Raw genomic sequence first — 19,611 nt, 5'->3', positions numbered from 1 at the left:
TTGGCGCGCGAACTGCCGGCATTGCTGCTGCTGGGCGGCCTGGCCGCGGCGCCCTTCCTCGGCTTCGGCGAGGGCTACATGCTGACGCTGCTGGCGCGCATGATGATCCTGGCGACGGCCGCCGTCTCACTCTCCTTCATCGTGGCGGGGGCCGGGCTGGTTTCCCTCGGCCATGCGGCGACGCTGGGCTTCGGCGCCTATGCGGTGGTGATCCTGGACGACTTGCAGGTGGTCGATGCGCTGTTCGTGCTGCCGGCTGCCATCCTCGCCGCCGCCGGCTTCGCGCTGGTGACGGGCGCGGTCGCCATCCGCACCAGCGGCGTGAATTTTATCATGATCACGCTGGCCTTCGGCCAGATGGCGTTCTTCACCGCCAGCTCGCTGTCCGGCTATGGCGGCGATGATGGCTACACGCTGTACGCACGGACCGAGGTGAATGGCGCGCGGCTGCTGGATGACCGGCTGGTGTTCCACTTCGTCTGCCTCGGCGCGCTGACCTTCACCTGGCTGCTCTGCCGCATGCTGCTGGCGTCCCGCTTCGGCCGCGTGTTGCGGGCCGTGCGCGGCAATCCGATGCGGGCGCAGGCGTTGGGCTTCTCGCCCTACCCCTACCGGCTGACCGCCTATGTCATTGCCGGCGCCCTGGGCGGTGCGGCGGGGTTCCTGTTCGCCAATGCGACGGAATTCGTCGCCCCCGCCTATATCTCCTGGCAACGCTCCGGCGAGCTGCTGTTCATGGTGATCCTCGGCGGCCTGTCCGGGCTGCATGGTGCGCTGCTGGGCGCGATCGGCTTCGTGCTGCTGGAGGAGTGGCTGTCCCACCAATGGGAGCATTGGCGCATCCTGTTCGGCGTGCTGCTGATCTTGGCCGTGCTATTCCTGCCCGGCGGCCTGTCCGGCATTCCGGCGCAGGTCGGACGGATGCTGCGCCGTGGCTGAGGCGCTGCTGTCCCTTCACAGGCTGAAGAAACGCTTCGGCGGGCTGGCGGTGACGAATGACGTCTCGCTGGATGTCCTGCCCGGCGAGATCCACGCCATCATCGGTCCGAACGGCGCCGGCAAGACCACGCTGATCAACGAGATCAGCGGCGTGCTGCCGGTGGATGAGGGCCGCATCCTGTTCGACGGTCAGGACATTACCCGCCTGTCCCTGCACCGCCGCGCGCGGCTCGGCTTGGCACGATCCTTCCAGATCACCTCCATCATCCCCGACTTCACGGCGCTGGAGAATACGGCACTGGCGGTGCAGGCGGGCGACGGCACCTCCTTCCGTTTCTTCCGCCCCGCCGGTAGCGAGCGGCGGCTGAATGAGGCGGCGCTGGCGGCGCTGGACTCCGTGGGCCTCGCCCATCGCGCCGCGATGCCCGCGGGCGCGATGAGCCACGGGGAGAAGCGCCAGCTCGAACTCGCCATCGCACTCGCCACCAAACCCCGCCTTCTGCTGCTGGACGAACCGCTGGCCGGTGCGGGGCCGGAGGAGACGGAGCGCCTGGTCGGATTGCTGCGCTCCTTCCGCGGCCGCTACACCATCATGCTGGTGGAACACGACATGCAGGCGGTCTTCGCTTTGGCCGACCGCATCTCCGTCCTGGTCTATGGCCGCCTGATCGCCACCGGCGGCCCTGACGCCATCCGCCACAACGCCGAGGTCCGCGCCGCCTATCTGGGCGAGGACGAATTGCCCTTGGCGGGCGCCCCATGCTGAGGCTGGAGAATCTCACCGCCGGCTATGGCGGCAGCCAGGTGCTGTTCGGCGTGGATCTGGACCTCGCGCCGGGCCAGGTGGTGACGCTGCTCGGCCGCAACGGCATGGGCAAGACCACCACCATCCGCGCCATCATGGGCATGCTGCCCAGCGTCGGCGGCCGCATCTGGGGTGGGGAGGTGGTGGTGGACAACCGCGCCGTCGCCGGCCTGCCGCCGCATCGCGTGGCGCGCCAGGGGCTGGGCCTGGTTCCGGAAGGCCGGCAGGTCTTCCCGACGCTGACGGTGGAGGAGAATCTGCTTGCCACCGCAGCGCACCGCACCGCGGGCCCGCCGCGCTGGACGCTTCAGGCGGTGTACGAGATGTTCCCCCGCCTGCGCGAACGCCGCCGCAATACGGGCGCCAAGCTATCGGGCGGCGAGCAGCAGATGGTCGCGATCGGCCGCGCGCTGATGACGAACCCGCGCCTGCTGATCCTGGACGAAGCCACGGAAGGCCTGGCACCGCTGATCCGCACCGAAATCTGGGCCGTGCTGGCGCGGCTGAAGGCGGAGGGGCAATCGATCCTGCTGATCGACAAGAACCTCGCCGCCGTCTCCCGCCTCGCCGACCGGCATGTGGTGATCGAAAAGGGTCGCACGGTCTGGACCGGCACCAGCGCGGAGCTGGAGGCGGCGCCGGAGGTGCGGGACAGCTACCTGCATCTGTAGCTGCCTTGCCGATGCGGCCGGAAGATCAGGCGCAAAGCCACCGGACATTGCTGAGGATGCTGTCAACGCTCGGCGCCGCGGCATCGCCCTGCAGCCGGATCGTCACGACGCGGATCGAGGTCCATCGAAGGTTGGAATGCACCGCGCCGCCGCCCGTGCTGACCACGGGGAGGTTGCCAGGCACGCTGAACATCATGATCCGGACCGCCGTCGGCTGATAGCGGCGGTTCAGCAGATCCGCATGATAGGTCACCTCGGTCCCCGCGGGCGTGGCCCGCCGCTCACTATGGCCATTGCCCAGGTGAAGCATGCCGCCGCAAATGGATCGCGGCTCCTGCGCCTGCGCAGGCACGGCGGTGGCCAGGGCCGCCAGGGTGATAGCCAGGGCTAAGAACCGCTGCGGTTGCATATAATATCCTCTCTCTCTGCGAAAGATCATCGGTGACGATTCAGGTCCGGTCCAGCAGGCGCTCCCGATGGCGCCGATCGGCAGGGCCTGTGCCACCCTCATCCCCGCCCGCCGAACTCCGCCACCATCAGCCGCCGCAACCCGCCGGAGCGCGCAGATCGCAGACATGAGCTCCGCCTCAGGGTGCCTTCGCGCAGGACATGTGCCCCCCGCGCCGTGGGCTGGGGCGAGAATGCCGAGATCGAATCCGGCGCCGTCGCCATGCAACAGGAGGCAGGCGACGAGACCCTCGTGACCCCTCTGGATGCCCAGTTCGTGCAGCACGCCCGGCCGGGACCGTGCCGGTCCTGGTCAGGCGCCGCGAGAGGCGGGTGTCCCTCGCGGGTGGCGCTATTCCGCCGCCCGCGGCGCATGGCTCGCAGGACGCGCCTTCAGCTTCAGCTCGCGCAGCTCCGCCTGGTCCTTCGCTCCATTGCGCAGGGCGGCATCCTGGCCCCAGCGGTATTGCGGCGGGCAGGCGACGTCCCGCACGCCATATTGCGCGGCGGCGTGCAGGGTGAAGAACGGGTCGGTCAGATGCGGCCGGCCCAGCGCCACCAGATCGGCGCGGCCTGCGGCGATGATCGTGTTCACCTGGTCCGCGCTGGTGATGTTGCCCACGCACATGACGGCCACGCCGGCCTCGTTGCGGATCATGTCCGCCCAGGGCAGTTGGAACATGCGGCCATAGACCGGGCTGGCATCGGCCACCGTCTGGCCGGTCGAGACATCCACCAGATCGACGCCGGCAGCAACGAAGGCGCGTGCGATTGCCAGGCAATCCGCATCCAAAAGCCCGCCCTCGGCCCAGTCGGTGGCGGAAATGCGCACCGACATCGGCTTCCCAGCCGGCCACACAGCACGCAACGCGGCGAAGATTTCGAGCGGGTAGCGCAGGCGGTTCTCGACGGGGCCACCATACTCGTCGGTGCGTGTGTTGGTCAGCGGGGAGAGGAAACTGGCCAGCAGGTAGCCGTGCGCGCAATGCAGTTCCAGCATGTCGAAGCCACAGGCCAGCCCGCGCTGCGCGGCGGCTGTGAATTCGGCTGTGACGGCATCCATGTCCTCGCGCGTCATTTCGCGCGGTGTCTGGCTATGCGGGTAATAGGGGATGGCGCTGGCGGAAACGATCGGCCAAGCGCCGGCTTCCAGCGGCTGGTCCATGCCTTCCCACATCAGCCTGGTCGCACCCTTGCGGCCGGCATGGCCGAGTTGGAGGCAGATCTTCGCCGCCGAAGTCGCATGAACCAGGCCGACGATGCGGGTCCAGGCCGCCTGCTGCGCGTCGTTCCACAGCCCGGTGCAGCCCGGGGTGATGCGGGATTCAGGCGAGATGCAGGTCATCTCGGTAAAGACCAGCCCGGCGCCGCCCACGGCGCGCGCGCCGTAATGCACCAGGTGGAAATCGCCGGGCACGCCGTTCTCGGCGGAATACATGCACATGGGCGAGACCACCACGCGGTTCGCCAGCTTCATGTCGCGCAGCGCCAGTGGCTGGAACATCGGCGGGTTGCGCGGGCTGCCGCCCACCTCCTCCGCCACCGCGCGCTGCGTCTCCGCGACGAATTCCGGCGCGCGCAGCGCCAGATTGTCCCAGGTGATGGCCTTGCTCCGCGTCATCACGCCGAAGGCGAAGCGGGTGGGGGAGAAGTCCCAGAAACGCTTCACATGCTCGAACCAGACGAGGGAGACATTGGCCGCGTGCTGCGTCTTCTCCACATCCTCCCGCCGCCCCGTCTCGAAGGCGTGCAGCGCGCTGGCCACGTTGCTTTCCGCCAGGAAGGCCTGGTGTAGCGCGATGGCGTCTTCCATCGCGAGCTTGGTGCCGGAGCCGATGGAGAAATGCGCGCTGGCCTTGGCATCGCCCAGCAGCACCACATTGCCGCGCACCCAGCGGGCGCATTTGATGGTGGGGAAGCGGCGCCACTGGCTGCGGTTGGTGATCAGGCGGTGGCCCTGCAATTCGTCGGCGAAGACGGTTTCGAGGAAAGCGGCGCTGGCGGTTTCCTCCATGCCCTCCAGCCCGGCGCGCGCAAACGTCTCCGGGTCCGTCTCCAGCACCCAGGTGCTGGCCCCGGCCTCGTACTGGTAGCAATGGGCGATGAAGATGCCGTGCGGCGTGTCCTTGAAGAAGAAGGTGAAGGCGTCGAAGGGACGCGTGCTGCCCATCCAGGCGAAGCGGTTGGGGCGCAGGTCGACCTCGGGCTGGAAGTGGTCCGCGAAGCGTTCTCGGATCGGGGAATTGATGCCATCCGCGGCGACGATCAGATCGGCATCCGGGAAATCCTCCGGCGAGGCTTCGCGTCGGAATTCGAGCTCGACGCCCACTTCGCGCGCGCGTTCGGCGAGCAGCATCAGCAGGGTGCGACGCGAACAGCCGCAAAAACCGTTGCCGCCGACGCGGTGTTCCTGGCCCTTGGCGACAATGGCGATGTCGTCCCAGTACGCAAAACTTTCGGTGATGGCGCGGTAGCTCGGCTCATCCGCCTGCTTGAAGGCATCCAGCGTCGCGTCGCTGAACACCACGCCGAAGCCGAAGGTGTCCTCCGCCTGGTTGCGCTCCACTACGGTGATGCGCGATTGCGGGAAGTCCCGCTTCATCAGGATGGCGAAGTATAGGCCCGCCGGGCCGCCACCGATCACCGCGATCCGCATACGCGCCTCCTGGCCACTATCCGCAATAGTTTAGGCTTCAAGGAATGAGGGTTCAACCGGATGTTGCATAGCGGCGGCGCGATGTTTTAGGCTTCAAGCATCATGCATGTGGGCACGCTCCAGGGCAGGACGGCATTGGTCACCGGCGGCGGCAGCGGCATCGGCGCCGCCTGCGCCGCGGCGCTGACGGCGGCCGGCGCGCGGGTGACGGTGCTGGGCCGGCGCGAGGCACCGTTGCGGGCGCGGGTGGAGGCCGGGGAGGCTGCGGAATTCCTCGCAGCCGATATCAACGCGCTGCCGGAACTGCCGCATTTCGACATCCTGCTGCACGCCGCCGGCGCCGCCGAAAGCGCGCCCTTCCTGAAATCCGATGCCGCGCTGTTCGATCGCATGTGGCGCGTGAACGTTCTCGGCGCCGTCGCCGTGGCGCAGGCGGTACTGCCGGGCATGCTCGCCACTGGGTTCGGGCGTGTGGTGATGGTGGCCTCCACCGCCGCGCTCAAGGGCTACCCCTACGTCACGGCCTATGCGGCGGCCAAGCACGGGCTGCTCGGGCTGGTGCGGTCGCTGGCGCAGGAAGTGGCCACCAAGGGCGTTACTGTGAACGCCATCTGCCCTGGCTTCACCGAGACCGACATCGTGGCCGATTCCATCGCCCGCATCATGGCCAGGACCGGCCGCGACGAGGCCACCGCACGCGCCGAACTCGCGAAACACAACCCGCAGCGCCGCCTGGTGCAGCCGGCGGAGGTCGCGGCGGCAGCACTCGCCCTGTGCTGGCCCGCCAGCGGCGCCATCAACGGCCAGGCCATCGCGGTGGATGGCGGCGAGACATGAGCGTGGACGCCGAAACCGCCCTCGCCCATTCGCCCCCCGGTCACAAGGATGAGTTGCGCCTATGGCTGCGCCTGCTGACCTGCACCACCTTGATCGAGGGCGAGATCCGCGCCCGCCTGCGCCGCGACTTCGACACCACTTTGCCCCGCTTCGACCTCCTGGCCGCGCTGGACCGTGCGCCGGCGGGGCTTTCGCTTGGCGAGGTCTCGCGCCACATGATGGTCAGCAACGGCAATGTCACCGGCCTCGCCGCGCGGCTCGAGGCGGAGGGGCTGATCGAGCGTCGTGCCCGCCCGGGCGATCGCCGCGCCCAGCTGCTGCGCCTGACGCCGAAGGGCCGCCGCGAATTTGCGCGGCAATCCGCGGCGCATGAAGGCTGGGTTGCGGAGCTTCTGGCCGGCGTGACGGCGGTGGAGCGCGGTGCGCTGTTCCGCCTGCTCGGCCACGCCAAGATCTCGGTCCGCAACGCAATGCCACCGGAGCACAGCGCATGATCACCGGCCCGCTCGCCGACTACGCCGCGCAGCATGTGAAGCTGGAGGTGGCGGGCCATGTCGCCACGCTCACGCTGAACCGGCCGGAGCGCAAGAACCCGCTGACCTTCGACAGCTACGCCGAGCTCACCGCCATATTTCGCGCCGCTTTGCGTGACGAGCAGGTGCGCGCCTTCGTCGTCACCGGCGCCGGCGGCAATTTCTGCTCGGGCGGCGATGTGCATGAGATCATTGGCCCGCTGCTGGATCGCGATACGCGCGGGCTGATGGCCTTCACCGCGATGACCGGCGACCTGGTGAAGGCGATGCGCGCCTGCCCGCAGCCGATCATCGCGGCCGTGGACGGCATCTGCGCCGGAGCGGGCGCCATCATCGCCATGGCGTCGGATTTGCGGCTGGGCACGGCGCGGACCAAGGTGGCGTTCCTTTTCAACCGCGTTGGGCTGGCTGGCTGCGACATGGGCGCCTGCGCCATCCTGCCGCGCCTCATCGGCCAGGGGCGCGCGAGTGAATTGCTCTATCTCGGCCGGCCCCTCGGCGGGGATGAAGGCCTAACCTGGGGTTTCTTCAATGAGCTGCATGCGCCAGAAGCGGTGCAGGACGCCGCCGCTGAGATGGCGCGCAGCATCGCCGAAGGCCCGGCCTTCGCCCATGCCATGACCAAGCGCATGCTCGCCATGGAATGGGCCATGTCCATCGAACAGGCGATCGAGGCCGAGGCGGTGGCCCAGGCGCTGTGCATGACCACACAGGATTTCCGGCGCGCCTTCGACGCCTTCGTGGCGAAGCAGCGCCCCGTCTTCAAGGGCAACTAATGGCCGATACCTCCTTCCTCGACTGGCCCTTCTTCGAACCGCGCCACCGCGACTGGGCGGCGGAGGTGGAGGCCTGGGCCGCGCAACACGCGGAGGCGCTGTCGGATGAGCACGACGCCGATGCCAGCGTCATCCGCCTCGCACGCGCCATGGGCGATGCGGGCCTGCTGCGCGTGCCCTGCCCGGCGGATGGCGTGCTCGATGTGCGGGCGCTGTGCATCGCGCGCGATATCCTTGCGCGGCACAGCGGACTTGCGGATTTCGCCTTCGCCATGCAGGGCCTCGGCACCGGGCCGGTGACCTTGTTCGGCAGCGCGGCGCAGCGGGAGCGTGTGCTGCCAAACGCCCGCGCCGGCACCGCGCTCGCCGCCTTCGCGCTGAGTGAGCCTGAAGCCGGCAGCGACGTCTCGGCCCTCGCCCTGACCGCGACGCCGGATGGCAATGGCCACTACCGCCTGCGTGGCGAAAAAACCTGGATCAGCAATGGCGGGATCGCCGCGACCTACATCGTCTTCGCTCGCACGGGCGAGGCGCCCGGCGCCAAGGGTCTTTCCGCATTCCTGGTCGCCGCCGATACACCCGGCTTGACCGTCGCGGAGCGCATCGAGGTCACCGCGCCCCACCCCCTCGCCCGCCTGAACTTCGCGGATGTGCGCGTGGCGGCGGAAGATATGCTCGGCAAGCCCGGCGACGGTTTTCGGGTCGCCATGTCCACCCTCGACGTCTTCCGCGCCAGCGTCGGCGCCGCGGCGCTCGGCTTCGCCCGCCGCGCGCTGGACATGACAGTGGAGCACGCCGCGACCCGAAAAATTTTTGGCGGCACGCTCTTCGACCAGCAGATGTCACAGGCCGCGATTGCGGACAGCGCAACGGATGTTGAGGCCTCCGCCCTGCTCGTCTATCGCGCCGCCTGGCTAAAGGATTCCGGCACGCCGCGCGTCACGCGCGAAGCCTCCATGGCCAAGCTGCACGCCACTGAAGCCGCGCAACGCTGCGCCGACCGCAACGTGCAGATCCATGGCGGGCTCGGCGTCACGAAGGGCCACAAGGCCGAAGAACTTTACCGGGAGGTCCGGGCGCTTCGTGTCTATGAGGGCGCCTCCGAGATTCAGCGCGTGGTGATTGCCCGCGCGGAGCGCCAGCTTCGCACATCACTCGGCTAGGACGAGGATGCATGACATGCGCGACAGCTTCTGCGAGGACCTGCTGCCACCGCGGGAGCAATGGCCGGACTTCCTTCTCGACCGGCCGGAGTTCCACTATCCGCCGCGCCTGAACTGCGCGGTGGAACTCCTGGACCGCAACGTCACCTGCGGCCGTGGTGACCACCCCGCGCTGATCACGCCGGCGGAGACGCTGTCCTATGCGCAGCTCGCCGACCGCGTGGACCGCATCGCCCGTGTGCTGGTGGACCGCCTCGGCCTGGTGTCCGGCAACCGCGTGCTGCTGCGCTCGGCCAACAATGCCTGGATGGTTGCCGCCACTTTCGCGGTGCTGAAGGCGGGCGGCGTGGTCGTGGCCACCATGCCGCTGCTGCGCGCCAAGGAATTGTCCCAGATGCTCCGCAAGGCGCGCATCACCCACGCGCTCTGCGATGCGCGCCTTGCCCATGAACTTCGCAAGGCGGATGCGCCGGACCTGCGCCACCTCGTCACCTGGGACGAGGGTGAGCTGGAGGCGATGGTCGCGGTAGCCGCACCCGGCTTCACGGCCCACGACACCGCCGCCGAGGACATCTGCCTGATCGGCTTCACCAGCGGCAGCACCGGTGAGCCGAAGGCTACGCTGCACTTCCACCGCGACATGCTGGCGATCTGCGATGGGTACGCCATGCAGGTGCTGCGGCCCGATCCCTCCGACATCTTCATCGGCTCGCCGCCGCTCGCCTTCACCTTCGGCCTGGGTGGGCTGGTGCTGTTCCCCTTCCGCGTCGGCGCCACCGCGGTGCTGCTGGAACGCGCCCCGCCCGAGGACCTGCCAGCCGCCATCGCCCGCCACCGCGCCACCATCTGCTTCACCGCGCCCACCGCCTATCGCGTCATGGCCGCCCATGCCGCGCAGCACGATTTTTCCTCACTTCGCAAATGCGTGTCGGCGGGCGAAACGCTGCCCCGGGCGATCTACGATGCCTGGCTGGCCGCGACGGGCCTGAAGCTGATGGACGGTATCGGCGCCACCGAGATGCTGCACATCTTCATCAGCGCGACCGAGGACCGAATCCGCCCCGGCGCCACAGGCCTGCCCGTTCCCGGCTACCTCGCGCGCGTGGTCGATGAGCAGGGCGCGGAGGTGCCGCGCGGCACGCCCGGCCGCTTGGCCGTCAAGGGTCCCACCGGCTGCCGCTACCTCGATGATCCGCGCCAGGCGCAATATGTCCAGCACGGCTGGAACATCACCGGCGACACCTACACCCAGGATGCCGACGGCTACTTCTGGTACCAGGCGCGCAACGACGACATGATCATCTCCGCCGGCTACAACATCGCGGGGCCGGAGGTCGAAGCCGCACTGCTGACCCATCCCGCCGTCGCCGAATGTGGCGTGGTCGGCGCGCCGGATGCGGAGCGTGGCATGGTGGTGCGGGCCTATGTCGTGCCGAAGCCCGGCTTCCTGCCGGATGCCGCGCTCACCAAGGCGCTGCAGGACCATGTGAAGGCCGAAATCGCGCCCTTCAAATACCCGCGCAGCGTGGTCTTCGTCGAAGCCCTGCCCCGCACGGAGACAGGCAAGCTGCAACGCTTCGCGCTGCGCCAGCAGGCCAAATCCGGCACATGACGCGCCCAACCCCCCTGCCCTTCGAAAGCCTGCCCGCCGGCGCCTTCCACGCCGCGGCGCGCATCCGCTTCGGCGATTGCGACCCGGCCGGCATCGTTTTCTTCCCGACCTGGTTCGCGCTCGCCAATGCCGCGGTGGAGGATTTTTTCCGGGACGAGCTCGGCATCGATTTCCACGCCCTGCACGCCACCCGCCGCATCGGCACCGGCTTTGCCCATGCCGAGGCGGATTTCTTCGCCCCCGGCCTGATGGGCGACCAGGTGACACTGACGCCGATCCTCACCCGCATCGGCGGCGCCAGCTACGGTTTCACCATGCATGTCCATCGTGGATCGGCGGAGCTGCTGCGGATGCAGTTGGTGACCGCCACCACGGATCTCGATGCGCGCCGCCCGGTGCCGATACCCGCCGATCTGCGCGCTGCGCTCACCCGCTACCAGGAACGCTGTGCCGATGGCCGATAGAACGCTGACCGCCCTGCAGCCCCGAGGCTGGCCGCAGCCGCGTGGCTATTCCAACGGCATGATGGGGCGCGGCCGGGTGGTGCTGGTCGGCGGGCAGATCGGCTGGGACGCGCAGGGGCGCTTCCCCACCGGCTTCGTCGCCCAGACCCGCCAAGCGCTGGCGAACATCCTGGCTGTGCTGGCGGAGGCCGGCGGCAGGCCCGAGCATATCGGCCGCCTGACCTGGTATGTGGTGGACATCGCCGAATATCGCGTCAGCCTGGCGGAGCTCGGCCCGGCCTACCGCGCCGTGATGGGCCGCAACTTCCCGGCCATGGCGCTGGTGCAGGTAGTGGCGCTGGTCGAGCCGGAGGCGCGGCTCGAAATCGAGGCCACGGCCATCCTGCCCGACTGATGCCTCAGGCCGGGTCGGAAATCCCGGCCTCGGGCAGGTCGAGGTCCAGCGCGGGCTCCGCCTTGGCGCCGTCCTGCCAGCCCTTGCGTTCCTCGCACATCCGTCGCGCCAGCAGCACCGCGCCGACCGCGCCGGCGCCCACCGCCAGGGTGGTCACCGCACCGGCGACCATCATCGCGCCCAACATCGTCCCTGCGGCCATTCGCAGCATCATCAGCCCTGCTCCTCAACGTGCCGCCCCTATCTGGGCGGCCTGCGGCGGGAATCCAGCATCACGGGTGGCGGCGCAAGGGATCGTTCCGCGGCGCAGGAGCACACCAGGCTGCCATCGGAAAGCCGGTTGGGCATGGTCGGCTCCGCGCAATGCGGGCATTCGACCAGTTCCAGCCGTGTCTCAGGGGGTGGCCGGGTCATGCGGACACCAGATAGGTGCAGCCTTGCGCCCGGGCGGGCTTGCCGGGGCGGGGTGCGGTTGGCATGTTCCGCCACCTCCCACCCTTCGGCGTGATGGCATTGCCCCGGCATCGTTGGCCGGCGGCTGAGACAGGCAAGGATACAGGCATGGCCAAGATCAAGGTTAAGACCCCCGTCGTCGAGATGGATGGGGATGAGATGACGCGCATCATCTGGGGGTTCATCAAGGACCGCCTGATCCTGCCCTACCTCGACATCGATCTCAAATACTACGATCTCGGCATCGAGTACCGCGACCAGACCGATGACCAGGTGACGGTGGACGCCGCCAACGCGACCAAGCAGTACGGCGTGGGCGTGAAGTGCGCCACCATCACCCCGGATGAGGCCCGGGTGAAGGAATTCGGCCTGAAGAAGATGTGGCGCAGCCCGAACGGCACGATCCGCAACATCCTGGACGGCACAATCTTCCGCGAGCCGATCATCTGCCAGAACGTGCCGCGCCTGGTGCCGCATTGGTCCAAGCCGATCGTCGTCGGCCGCCACGCCTTTGGTGACATCTACCGCGCGGTGGAGATGAAGGTGCCGGGCGCCGGCACGGTGAAGATGACCTACACCCCGGAAGGCGGCGCGCCGCAGGAGATCGGGGAGTTCGCCTTCAAGGATGCCGGCGTGTTCATGGGCCAGCACAACCTGAACGCCTCGATCGAGGGCTTTGCCCGCGCCTCCTTCAACTACGGCCTCGCGCGCAAGTATTCCGTGTATTTCAGCCACAAGAACACGATCCTGAAGGCCTATGACGGCAACTTCAAGGATATCTTCAAGTCAGTCTTCGACGCCGAATTCGCCGCCAAGTTCAAGGAAGCCGGCCTGGTCTATGAAGACCGCCTGATCGACGACATGGTGGCCTCCGCGCTCAAGTGGGAAGGCGGCTATATCTGGGCCTGCAAGAACTACGATGGCGACGTGCAGTCCGACATCGTGGCGCAGGGCTTTGGCTCGCTCGGCCTGATGACCTCCGTGCTGCTGTCCCCGGATGGCAATACGGTCGAGTCCGAAGCGGCTCACGGCACGGTGACGCGCCACTACCGCGAGCACCAGAAGGGCCGCGAGACCAGCACGAACCCGATCGCCTCGATCTTCGCCTGGACCCGGGGCCTGGCCTATCGCGGCAAGTTCGACGGCACGCAGGACGTGGTCGATTTCGCCAATGCGGTGGAGAAGGTCTGCATCGAGACGGTGGAAGCCGGCGACATGACCAAGGACCTCGCCATTCTCATCAGCAAGGACCAGCCCTGGCTGAACACCCAGCAGTTCCTGGCCAAGCTGGATGAGAACCTGAAGAAGCAGATGGCCTGACCTGACGGGGTCGGGCGGGCCGCAAGCCCGCCCGGCTCCACACTGGCCGTTTTATGCTGCACTGCAGTATAAGACCCGCATGACCAGCTTCACCCTGCTCGACTGGACGGCCCTGGCGATCTTCGCCGGCTGCTGGCTGGGCTACGCCAATGTGGTGGACCGGGTGCCGCGAATCCGCCGCGCCAGTGTCATCGCAGCCATGGATGGCTACCGGCGCCGCTGGATGCACGCCATGCTGACGCGGGAAAACCGCATCGCCGACATGGCGGCGATCGGCAATTTGATGAACAGCACCAGCTTCCTCGCCACCACCAGCATCTTCATCCTGGGCGGCTTGGTGGCGCTGCTCGGTGCGCCCGATCTCGGCCGGCGCGTCGTCGCCGCCCTGCCCTATGCGGCGGTGCCGACGGATCAGACCTGGGAGATCAAGATCGGCCTGCTGCTGCTGATCTTCGTCAATGCCTTCTTCGAGCTGACCTGGGCGTTGCGGCAGTTCAACTACACCTCGATCCTGGTCGGCGGCATTCCCTGCGGCAAACCGGATGCCGAGGCGACTTCGATGGCGGACATGGCGGCCGATGTGGCGAACCGCGCTGCACGGCACTTCAACACCGGGCTGCGGAGCTATTATTTCGGCCTGGCTGCGCTGGCCTGGGTGGTGCACCCGCTGGCGCTGATCGCCACCAGCCTGTTCGTGCTGCGCGAATTGCACCGCCGCGAATTCCGCAGCGCGTTGCGCCATGCGGTGATCGAGAAGGCCTGATCAGCCGCGCTCGATCCCGCGCAGCACCGCCCAGAATTCCTGGAACATCGCGATCCGCACGCGGCGATCCGGGCTGCGCGGCGGCAGCCGGTCTGGATGGAAGCGGCGGGCGAATTCGCGCTTGGCGCGCTGGAAGCGTGGCTCCGCCGGTGCCTGGCGCGCGAGGCGCAACTTCACCCGCAACCGCGCGACCTTTGCCGCCAGCAACTCGGCGCGCGCGCTTTCGGCACGGGCGAAGGCGCGGCTGCGGGACAGGCGCAAGGCGGGCAATGTGAAGCCGCGCCAATGCGGCCGGCGCAGGCGCTGCACGAAAGCCAAGACCGCGCGCAGCATGCGGCGTATCAGCAAGCCCAGGCCAAGCAGCAACAACGCGAGCACCAGCCCGCCCAGCAGGGTCGCCACACCGCCTCCAGCCCTCCGAACCGCGCCCAGACTGCCGGAGAAGCCTTCGCGAAGTGTTTAAGCCCGACGCAACGCCGCCACCTGGTCCAGCGGCAGCGCCCGACCGACCACACGGCGCCCGCCGAGGCGGCTTTCAACGGTGGTCGCCATGGTGAGCGCGTTCAGCACCGCCTCCTCCGTCGCTTCCGCCGCGGCGACGAACAGGGGCGACATGCGATCATTCGGCCAATCCAGCGTGGCGCCCCGCCCGGGGCCGCGCCGCACCGCCTCATGCGTCGCGAAGGCCAGGGCATAGTCGCCGGAGCCATCGGAGAAGGCCGCGCCGGTGCGGGCGATGCCGCCCATGGCGCGCCGCGCCAGGCGCTTCAGGTTGCGGTCCGACAGCGGCGCGTCGGTGGCGACCACCACCATGACGGATCCGTCGGCATCCGCCTGTTCCGCCACATGTTCGGCCAGGTAGTACTTCTTCAGCAGCCGCCCCACCGGCAGCCCGTCCATCACCAGCGCACCGCCGTAATTCGCCTGCACCAGCGCACCCACCACCCACCCGCCCAGCGCGGTGGGCAGGATTCGGGAGGATGTTCCGATGCCGCCCTTCCAGCCGAAGGCCATGGTGCCCGTGCCGGCGCCGACGCAGCCCTCCGCCACCGGACCTTCCGAGGCCGCGGCCAGCGCATCCAGCATGTGCTGGTGGGTGATGCCGCGGGCGCGGATGTCGTTCAGGCGGCCATCATTGGTTTCACCCACCACGGCGTTGACCGAGCGCACCGCCTCATTGCCCGGCTGCGCCAGGGTCCAATCCACCAGCGCCTCCACCGCTCGGCCGACGGCGAGGGTGTTGGTCAGCAGGATAGGCGTCTCCAGCTCGCCAAGTTCCTGCACCTGGGTGACGCCGGCCATCTTGCCGTAGCCGTTCATGGCAAACAGGCCGGCCGGCACACGCTCCGCAAACGGATTGCCGGCATGGGCGTGGATGGCGGTGACGCCGGTGCGGGTGGCCTCGCCTTCCAGCACCGTGACCTGGCCGACGCGAACGCCAGCTACATCGGTGATGGCGTTCAGCTTGCCGGGGGCGAAAATTCCGGGCGCGAAGCCGAGGGCGCGCGCCCTCACCCCGCCAGCGCCGCCCGCACCGCCGCCAGAGCCTCCGCCGCCTTGGCGCCATCCGGGCCACCGGCCTGGGCCATGTCCGGCTTGCCGCCGCCGCCCTTGCCGCCGATGGCCGCGCTTGCCGCGCGCACCAGGGTCACGGCATCCGTCTTGCCCTTCGCGGCGTCGCCGATACCGACAAAGACGCTGGCCTTGCCCTCGGCGGTCGCGACCACGGCCACCACATCCGCGGCGCCGGATTGCAGGATGGCCTCGACCACGCCCTTCAGGTCGCGCGGCGGCATTTCGCCGAGTTCGCGCAGCGCCACGCGCAGGCCGGCGATCTCCTCAACCTCCGCCGCCGCACCGCCCGTCGCCAGCTTCTTGCGCAGGTCGGAGACCTCGCGCTCCAGTTTCTTGCGGTCTTCCAGCAAGTTCGCGATGCGATCCGCCAATTCGGCCGGGCGCGCCTTCAGCACCGCGGCGGCCTGGCTGAGCTGCCGGTCGCGTTCCTCCAGCAGCTTCATCGCCGCCTCACCCGTCACCGCCTCGACGCGGCGAATACCGGCCGCGACGGCGCCTTCGGAGACGATCTGGAACAGCCCGATATCGCCGGTGCGCTTCACATGGGTGCCGCCGCATAGTTCCAGCGAATAGACGCCGTGGCGTTCCACCGCCTGCGGGTCGTGGCCCATGGAGACCACGCGCACCTCGTCGCCATACTTCTCGCCGAACAGCGCCATGGCGCCGACGGCCACGGCCTGGTCCGGCGTCATCAGCCTTGTCACCACCTCGGCGTTTTCGCGGATGCGGGCGTTCACCTCGGTCTCGACCCAGGCGAGGTCGTCATCCGTCATCGGCGTGGGCTGGGAGACGTCGAAGCGCAGGCGGTCCGGCGCGTTCAGCGAGCCCTTCTGGGAGACATGCGTGCCCAGCCGGCGGCGCAGCGCCTCATGCAGCAGGTGGGTGGCGGAGTGATGTGCGCGGATGGTGCCGCGGCGGGTGTGGTCCACTTCGGCCACCACCGGCAGGCCGAGCTTCGCCTCCCCATGCGCCACTACGCCGTAATGCACGAACAGCTCGCCCAGCTTCTTCTGCGTATCGCGCACCACGATCCGGCAGGCCTCGCCAGCGGAGATCAGCCCGGCATCACCCACCTGGCCACCCGATTCCGCGTAGAAGGGCGTCTGGTTCAGCAGGATGGCGACCTCGGTGCCGGCTGGTGCGGAGTCCACCGGCTTGCCGTCGACCAGGATCGCCTGGATTGCACCCTCCGCGCTCTCGGTCGAATAGCCGAGGAATTCGGAGGCGCCGAGCTTCTCCTTCAGGTCGAACCACTGCGTTTCCGTCGCTGCCTCGCCGGAGCCAGCCCAGGCGGCGCGGGCGCGCTGCTTCTGCTCGGCCATGGCGGCCGCGAAGCCTTCTGTGTCCACGGACTTACCCTCGCCGCGCAGCGCGTCCTGCGTCAGGTCGAGGGGGAAGCCGTAGGTGTCGTACAGCTTGAAGGCGACATCGCCCGGCAGGGTGCCCCTGTCGCCCAGCTTGCCCGATTCATCCGCCAGCAGGCCGAGGCCGCGCTCCAGCAGGGACCGGAAGCGCGTCTCCTCCAGCCGCAGGGTTTCGACAACCAGGGATTCAGCCCGGAAAATCTCCGGATAGGCCGCGCCCATCTGGCGGGTCAGCGCCGGCACCAGGCGGTGCAGCAGGGGCTCCCGCGCCCCCATCATATGGGCGTGGCGCATGGCGCGGCGGAGGATGCGGCGCAGGACGTAGCCGCGGCCCTCGTTGGAGGGCAGCACGCCATCCGCCATCAGGAATGTGCCGGCGCGCAGATGGTCCGCCACCACGCGATGGCTGGTCTTCCATGGGCCGTCCGCGTCCTGGCCAGTGGCCTCGGCGCTCGCCAGGATCAGGGCGCGCAGCGTGTCCGTGTCGTAATTGTCGTGCTTGCCCTGCAGGATCGCCGCGAAGCGTTCCAGGCCCATGCCGGTGTCGATCGAGGGGCGCGGCAGCGGCACGCGAACCCCCGGGGGACCTTCCTCATATTGCATGAAGACCAGGTTCCAGATCTCGATGAACCGGTCGCCATCCTCCTCCGGGCTGCCGGGCGGGCCGCCGGGGATGTGGTCGCCATGGTCGAAGAAAATCTCGGAGCAGGGGCCGCAGGGGCCGGTATCGCCCATGCGCCAGAAATTGTCGGAGGTCGGGATGCGGATGATGCGGCTATCCGGCAGGCCGGCGATCTTCTTCCAGAAGACCGGCGCTTCCTCGTCTTCGGAATAGACGGTGACCAGCAGCTTGTCCTTGGGCAGGCCGAAATCGCGCGTCAGCAAGGTCCAGGCGTGCTCGATCGCCTGTTCCTTGAAGTAATCGCCGAAGCTGAAATTGCCCAGCATCTCGAAGAAGGTGTGGTGCCGGGCGGTATAGCCGACATTGTCCAGGTCATTGTGCTTGCCGCCCGCCCGCACGCACTTCTGCGCCGTCGTCGCGCGCTGGTAGCCGCGTTTCTCCTGGCCCGTGAAGACATTCTTGAACTGGACCATGCCGCTGTTGGCAAACATCAGCGTCGGGTCGTTGCGCGGCACGAGGGGGGAGCTTTCCACCACTTCGTGTCCGTTGCGCCGGAAATAGTCGAGGAAAGTGGCGCGGATATCGTTGCTGCTGCTCATGGTCTCGGCATGTCTCGCAAGGGGCCGCGATCGTTAGAGCAGAATCCGCCAAACCGGAAGCGGGGCGTGCGCGTCGCCACCCCGCTGGCGCGAGGCGTGGCCGCCCCGCCATCCCGCCTCAGTCGCGCTCGACCTTCACCACCCGGCCATCGCGCGGGTCCACATCCACCTCGATGTTGCGGCCCTGGGCGTCGCGGCCCTCGACCTCCCAGAGCCCATCGTCGCACTCCGCCTGGTCGACACGGGCGATGCCCGCGCCCCGGGCGATCTCGATGGCACGGGTAATATCGACCTGCCCGACACACCGGCCAGGCGAAGGCTGCGCCAAGGACTGCGCAAAGGCGGGCGCGGCGAACAGAAACGTGGCGGCGGCGATGCCGGCAAGCGGAAGACGGACCTTGGGACCCCCGGTTTCGGTTACGGTTCCGCCATCCAACGCTTGTGGCCGTAAAGGTTCCGCCTACTCGGCCGCCGCCGCTTCCTCACCCTCCCCGGCCAGCATGGTGCTGGCCAGGCCGCTGGCCTGGTCGCGAATGCGCTTTTCCACGCTTTCCGCCATGGCCGGGTTGTCGCGCAGGAACTGCTTCGCATTCTCCCGCCCCTGGCCGATCCGCTGACTGTCGCAACTGAACCAGGCGCCCGACTTCTCGACGATTCCGGCCTTCACGCCGAGGTCGATCAGCTCGCCCACCTTGGAGATGCCTTCGCCATACATGATGTCGAATTCGATCTGCCGGAACGGCGGCGCCATCTTGTTCTTCACCACCTTCACCCGGGTCTGGTTGCCCGTGGTGGTGTCGCGGTCCTTGATGGCGCCGATCCGGCGGATTTCCATGCGGATGGAGGCATAGAACTTCAGCGCGTTGCCGCCCGTGGTGGTTTCCGGATTGCCGAACATCACGCCGATCTTCAGGCGGATCTGGTTCAGGAAGACCAGCAGCGTGTTGGAACGGGAGACGCTGCCCGTCAGCTTGCGCAGCGCCTGGGACATCAGGCGGGCATGCAGGCCGACATGGGTGTCGCCCATCTCGCCTTCCAGCTCCGCCCGCGGCACCAGCGCCGCGACGCTGTCCACCACCAGCACGTCGATGGCGCCCGACCGCACCAGCGTGTCGCAGATCTCAAGCGCCTGTTCGCCGGCATCCGGCTGGCTGATCAGAAGGTTCTCGATATCCACGCCCAGCTTCTTGGCATAGCCGGGGTCCAGCGCGTGTTCCGCGTCGATGAAGGCGCAGGTGCCGCCCTTCTTCTGCGCTTCCGCGATCATATGCAGCGCCAGCGTGGTCTTGCCCGAGCTTTCCGGGCCATACACCTCGATGATCCGCCCCTTGGGCACGCCACCGATGCCGAGCGCCAGGTCCAGCCCGAGCGAGCCGGTGGAGATCACCTCCACCTCATCCGTTGCGGCCTTGTTGCCCATCCGCATGATCGAGCCCTTGCCGAAGGCGCGTTCGATCTGGCTCAGCGCGGCATCCAGAGCCTTGGTCTTGTCCATGCGGCTCGCTCTCCCGAAATCTGATCTCAACCTATGGGCGAAATTGAGGCAGGTCTACTACCCACCGGTCAATCCCCTGGCTGGAAAAACCCTGCGTGGCGCCAACTGGCGCTCCCGCGGGCA

General features: G+C 68.3%; 20 protein-coding genes. 12 read left to right on the top strand and 8 right to left on the bottom strand.

The window, feature by feature from the left end:
• Genes ACFHNC_RS07420 through ACFHNC_RS07410 form a run of 3 tightly spaced genes read left to right on the top strand, consistent with a single transcriptional unit; the run spans window position 1 to window position 2,415 of the window.
• Window positions 1-939 carry a branched-chain amino acid ABC transporter permease gene (locus tag ACFHNC_RS07420; RefSeq protein ID WP_437168586.1) on the top strand — a complete coding sequence of 313 codons (939 nt, stop codon included), beginning with the start codon at window positions 1-3 and terminating at the stop codon, window positions 937-939.
• Window positions 932-1,705 carry an ABC transporter ATP-binding protein gene (locus tag ACFHNC_RS07415; RefSeq protein WP_437168585.1) on the top strand — a complete coding sequence of 258 codons (774 nt, stop codon included), beginning with the start codon at window positions 932-934 and terminating at the stop codon, window positions 1,703-1,705. Before ACFHNC_RS07420 ends, ACFHNC_RS07415 begins: the two co-directional genes overlap by 8 nt.
• Complete coding sequence (locus ACFHNC_RS07410; protein ID WP_437168584.1) at window positions 1,699-2,415, top strand: ABC transporter ATP-binding protein; 717 nt, start codon at window positions 1,699-1,701, stop codon at window positions 2,413-2,415. The genes ACFHNC_RS07415 and ACFHNC_RS07410 overlap by 7 nt, the downstream gene beginning before the upstream one ends.
• Before the next feature lie 25 nt (window positions 2,416-2,440).
• Here the strand turns inward: ACFHNC_RS07410 and ACFHNC_RS07405 are convergent, their stop codons facing one another.
• On the bottom strand, window positions 2,441-2,824 hold the full coding sequence (locus tag ACFHNC_RS07405) for a hypothetical protein (RefSeq protein WP_437168583.1): 384 nt from the start codon (window positions 2,822-2,824) through the stop codon (window positions 2,441-2,443).
• A gap of 390 nt (window positions 2,825-3,214) precedes the next feature.
• Window positions 3,215-5,518: a bifunctional salicylyl-CoA 5-hydroxylase/oxidoreductase gene (locus ACFHNC_RS07400; protein WP_437168582.1), complete on the bottom strand. Its 2,304-nt coding sequence runs from the start codon at window positions 5,516-5,518 to the stop codon at window positions 3,215-3,217.
• A gap of 102 nt (window positions 5,519-5,620) precedes the next feature.
• On the opposite strand from ACFHNC_RS07400, the gene ACFHNC_RS07395 reads away from it, so the two are divergent.
• From ACFHNC_RS07395 to ACFHNC_RS07365, 7 genes are read left to right on the top strand one after another with little or no spacing between them, the layout of a single operon-like run.
• Window positions 5,621-6,355 (top strand): SDR family NAD(P)-dependent oxidoreductase, encoded by a 735-nt coding sequence (locus tag ACFHNC_RS07395; RefSeq protein ID WP_437168581.1) that lies wholly within the window; start codon window positions 5,621-5,623, stop codon window positions 6,353-6,355.
• The gene (locus ACFHNC_RS07390) at window positions 6,352-6,849 is read left to right on the top strand and encodes a MarR family winged helix-turn-helix transcriptional regulator (protein WP_437168580.1); all 498 of its coding nucleotides are present in this window, start codon (window positions 6,352-6,354) and stop codon (window positions 6,847-6,849) included. The genes ACFHNC_RS07395 and ACFHNC_RS07390 overlap by 4 nt, the downstream gene beginning before the upstream one ends.
• Entirely contained in the window at window positions 6,846-7,664 is an 819-nt protein-coding gene (locus ACFHNC_RS07385) for an enoyl-CoA hydratase family protein (RefSeq protein WP_437168579.1), read from the top strand. The genes ACFHNC_RS07390 and ACFHNC_RS07385 overlap by 4 nt, the downstream gene beginning before the upstream one ends.
• Window positions 7,664-8,827, top strand: a complete 1,164-nt coding sequence (locus tag ACFHNC_RS07380; protein WP_437168578.1) for an acyl-CoA dehydrogenase family protein — start codon at window positions 7,664-7,666, stop codon at window positions 8,825-8,827. Before ACFHNC_RS07385 ends, ACFHNC_RS07380 begins: the two co-directional genes overlap by 1 nt.
• A 16-nt stretch (window positions 8,828-8,843) precedes the next feature.
• Window positions 8,844-10,439: an AMP-binding protein gene (locus tag ACFHNC_RS07375; protein ID WP_437168577.1), complete on the top strand. Its 1,596-nt coding sequence runs from the start codon at window positions 8,844-8,846 to the stop codon at window positions 10,437-10,439.
• Window positions 10,436-10,903, top strand: a complete 468-nt coding sequence (locus tag ACFHNC_RS07370) for an acyl-CoA thioesterase (RefSeq protein ID WP_437168576.1) — start codon at window positions 10,436-10,438, stop codon at window positions 10,901-10,903. Before ACFHNC_RS07375 ends, ACFHNC_RS07370 begins: the two co-directional genes overlap by 4 nt.
• Window positions 10,893-11,297: a RidA family protein gene (locus tag ACFHNC_RS07365; RefSeq protein WP_437168575.1), complete on the top strand. Its 405-nt coding sequence runs from the start codon at window positions 10,893-10,895 to the stop codon at window positions 11,295-11,297. Before ACFHNC_RS07370 ends, ACFHNC_RS07365 begins: the two co-directional genes overlap by 11 nt.
• Window positions 11,298-11,301: 4 nt before the next feature.
• On the opposite strand, the gene ACFHNC_RS07360 is transcribed toward ACFHNC_RS07365, so the two are convergent.
• A complete protein-coding gene (locus ACFHNC_RS07360) occupies window positions 11,302-11,511 on the bottom strand; it encodes a hypothetical protein (RefSeq protein ID WP_437168574.1) in 210 nt (69 codons plus the stop codon).
• 347 nt (window positions 11,512-11,858) lie between these two features.
• Between ACFHNC_RS07360 and ACFHNC_RS07355 the strand changes: the two genes are divergently transcribed.
• Window positions 11,859-13,070, top strand: coding sequence for an NADP-dependent isocitrate dehydrogenase (locus ACFHNC_RS07355; RefSeq protein WP_437168573.1), 1,212 nt, complete (start codon window positions 11,859-11,861; stop codon window positions 13,068-13,070).
• A gap of 79 nt (window positions 13,071-13,149) precedes the next feature.
• Window positions 13,150-13,833, top strand: a complete 684-nt coding sequence (locus ACFHNC_RS07350) for a DUF599 domain-containing protein (RefSeq protein WP_437168572.1) — start codon at window positions 13,150-13,152, stop codon at window positions 13,831-13,833.
• Here the strand turns inward: ACFHNC_RS07350 and ACFHNC_RS07345 are convergent, their stop codons facing one another.
• The 5 genes from ACFHNC_RS07345 to recA all read right to left on the bottom strand — a co-directional run bounded on the left by ACFHNC_RS07345 (window position 13,834) and on the right by recA (window position 19,488).
• Window positions 13,834-14,235 carry a hypothetical protein gene (locus ACFHNC_RS07345; RefSeq protein WP_437168571.1) on the bottom strand — a complete coding sequence of 134 codons (402 nt, stop codon included), beginning with the start codon at window positions 14,233-14,235 and terminating at the stop codon, window positions 13,834-13,836.
• A 57-nt stretch (window positions 14,236-14,292) separates the two neighbouring features.
• A complete protein-coding gene (locus ACFHNC_RS07340; protein WP_437168570.1) occupies window positions 14,293-15,348 on the bottom strand; it encodes a P1 family peptidase in 1,056 nt (351 codons plus the stop codon).
• Window positions 15,345-17,993, bottom strand: a complete 2,649-nt coding sequence (gene alaS, locus ACFHNC_RS07335) for an alanine--tRNA ligase (RefSeq protein WP_437168569.1) — start codon at window positions 17,991-17,993, stop codon at window positions 15,345-15,347. Before alaS ends, ACFHNC_RS07340 begins: the two co-directional genes overlap by 4 nt.
• 118 nt (window positions 17,994-18,111) lie before the next feature.
• Window positions 18,112-18,429 (bottom strand): PepSY domain-containing protein, encoded by a 318-nt coding sequence (locus ACFHNC_RS07330; RefSeq protein WP_437168568.1) that lies wholly within the window; start codon window positions 18,427-18,429, stop codon window positions 18,112-18,114.
• Window positions 18,430-18,453: 24 nt separating this feature from the next.
• Window positions 18,454-19,488 carry a recombinase RecA gene (gene recA, locus ACFHNC_RS07325; RefSeq protein ID WP_437168567.1) on the bottom strand — a complete coding sequence of 345 codons (1,035 nt, stop codon included), beginning with the start codon at window positions 19,486-19,488 and terminating at the stop codon, window positions 18,454-18,456.
• Between the last annotated feature and the right edge of the window lie 123 nt (window positions 19,489-19,611).

It is taken from the genome of Falsiroseomonas sp. E2-1-a4 (assembly GCF_051433165.1).
In the GTDB taxonomy this organism is placed as follows: Bacteria; Pseudomonadota; Alphaproteobacteria; order Acetobacterales; family Acetobacteraceae; genus Falsiroseomonas.
The sequence above is the reverse complement of the archived record's forward strand: the minus strand, read 5'-3'. Positions and strand labels throughout refer to the sequence as shown.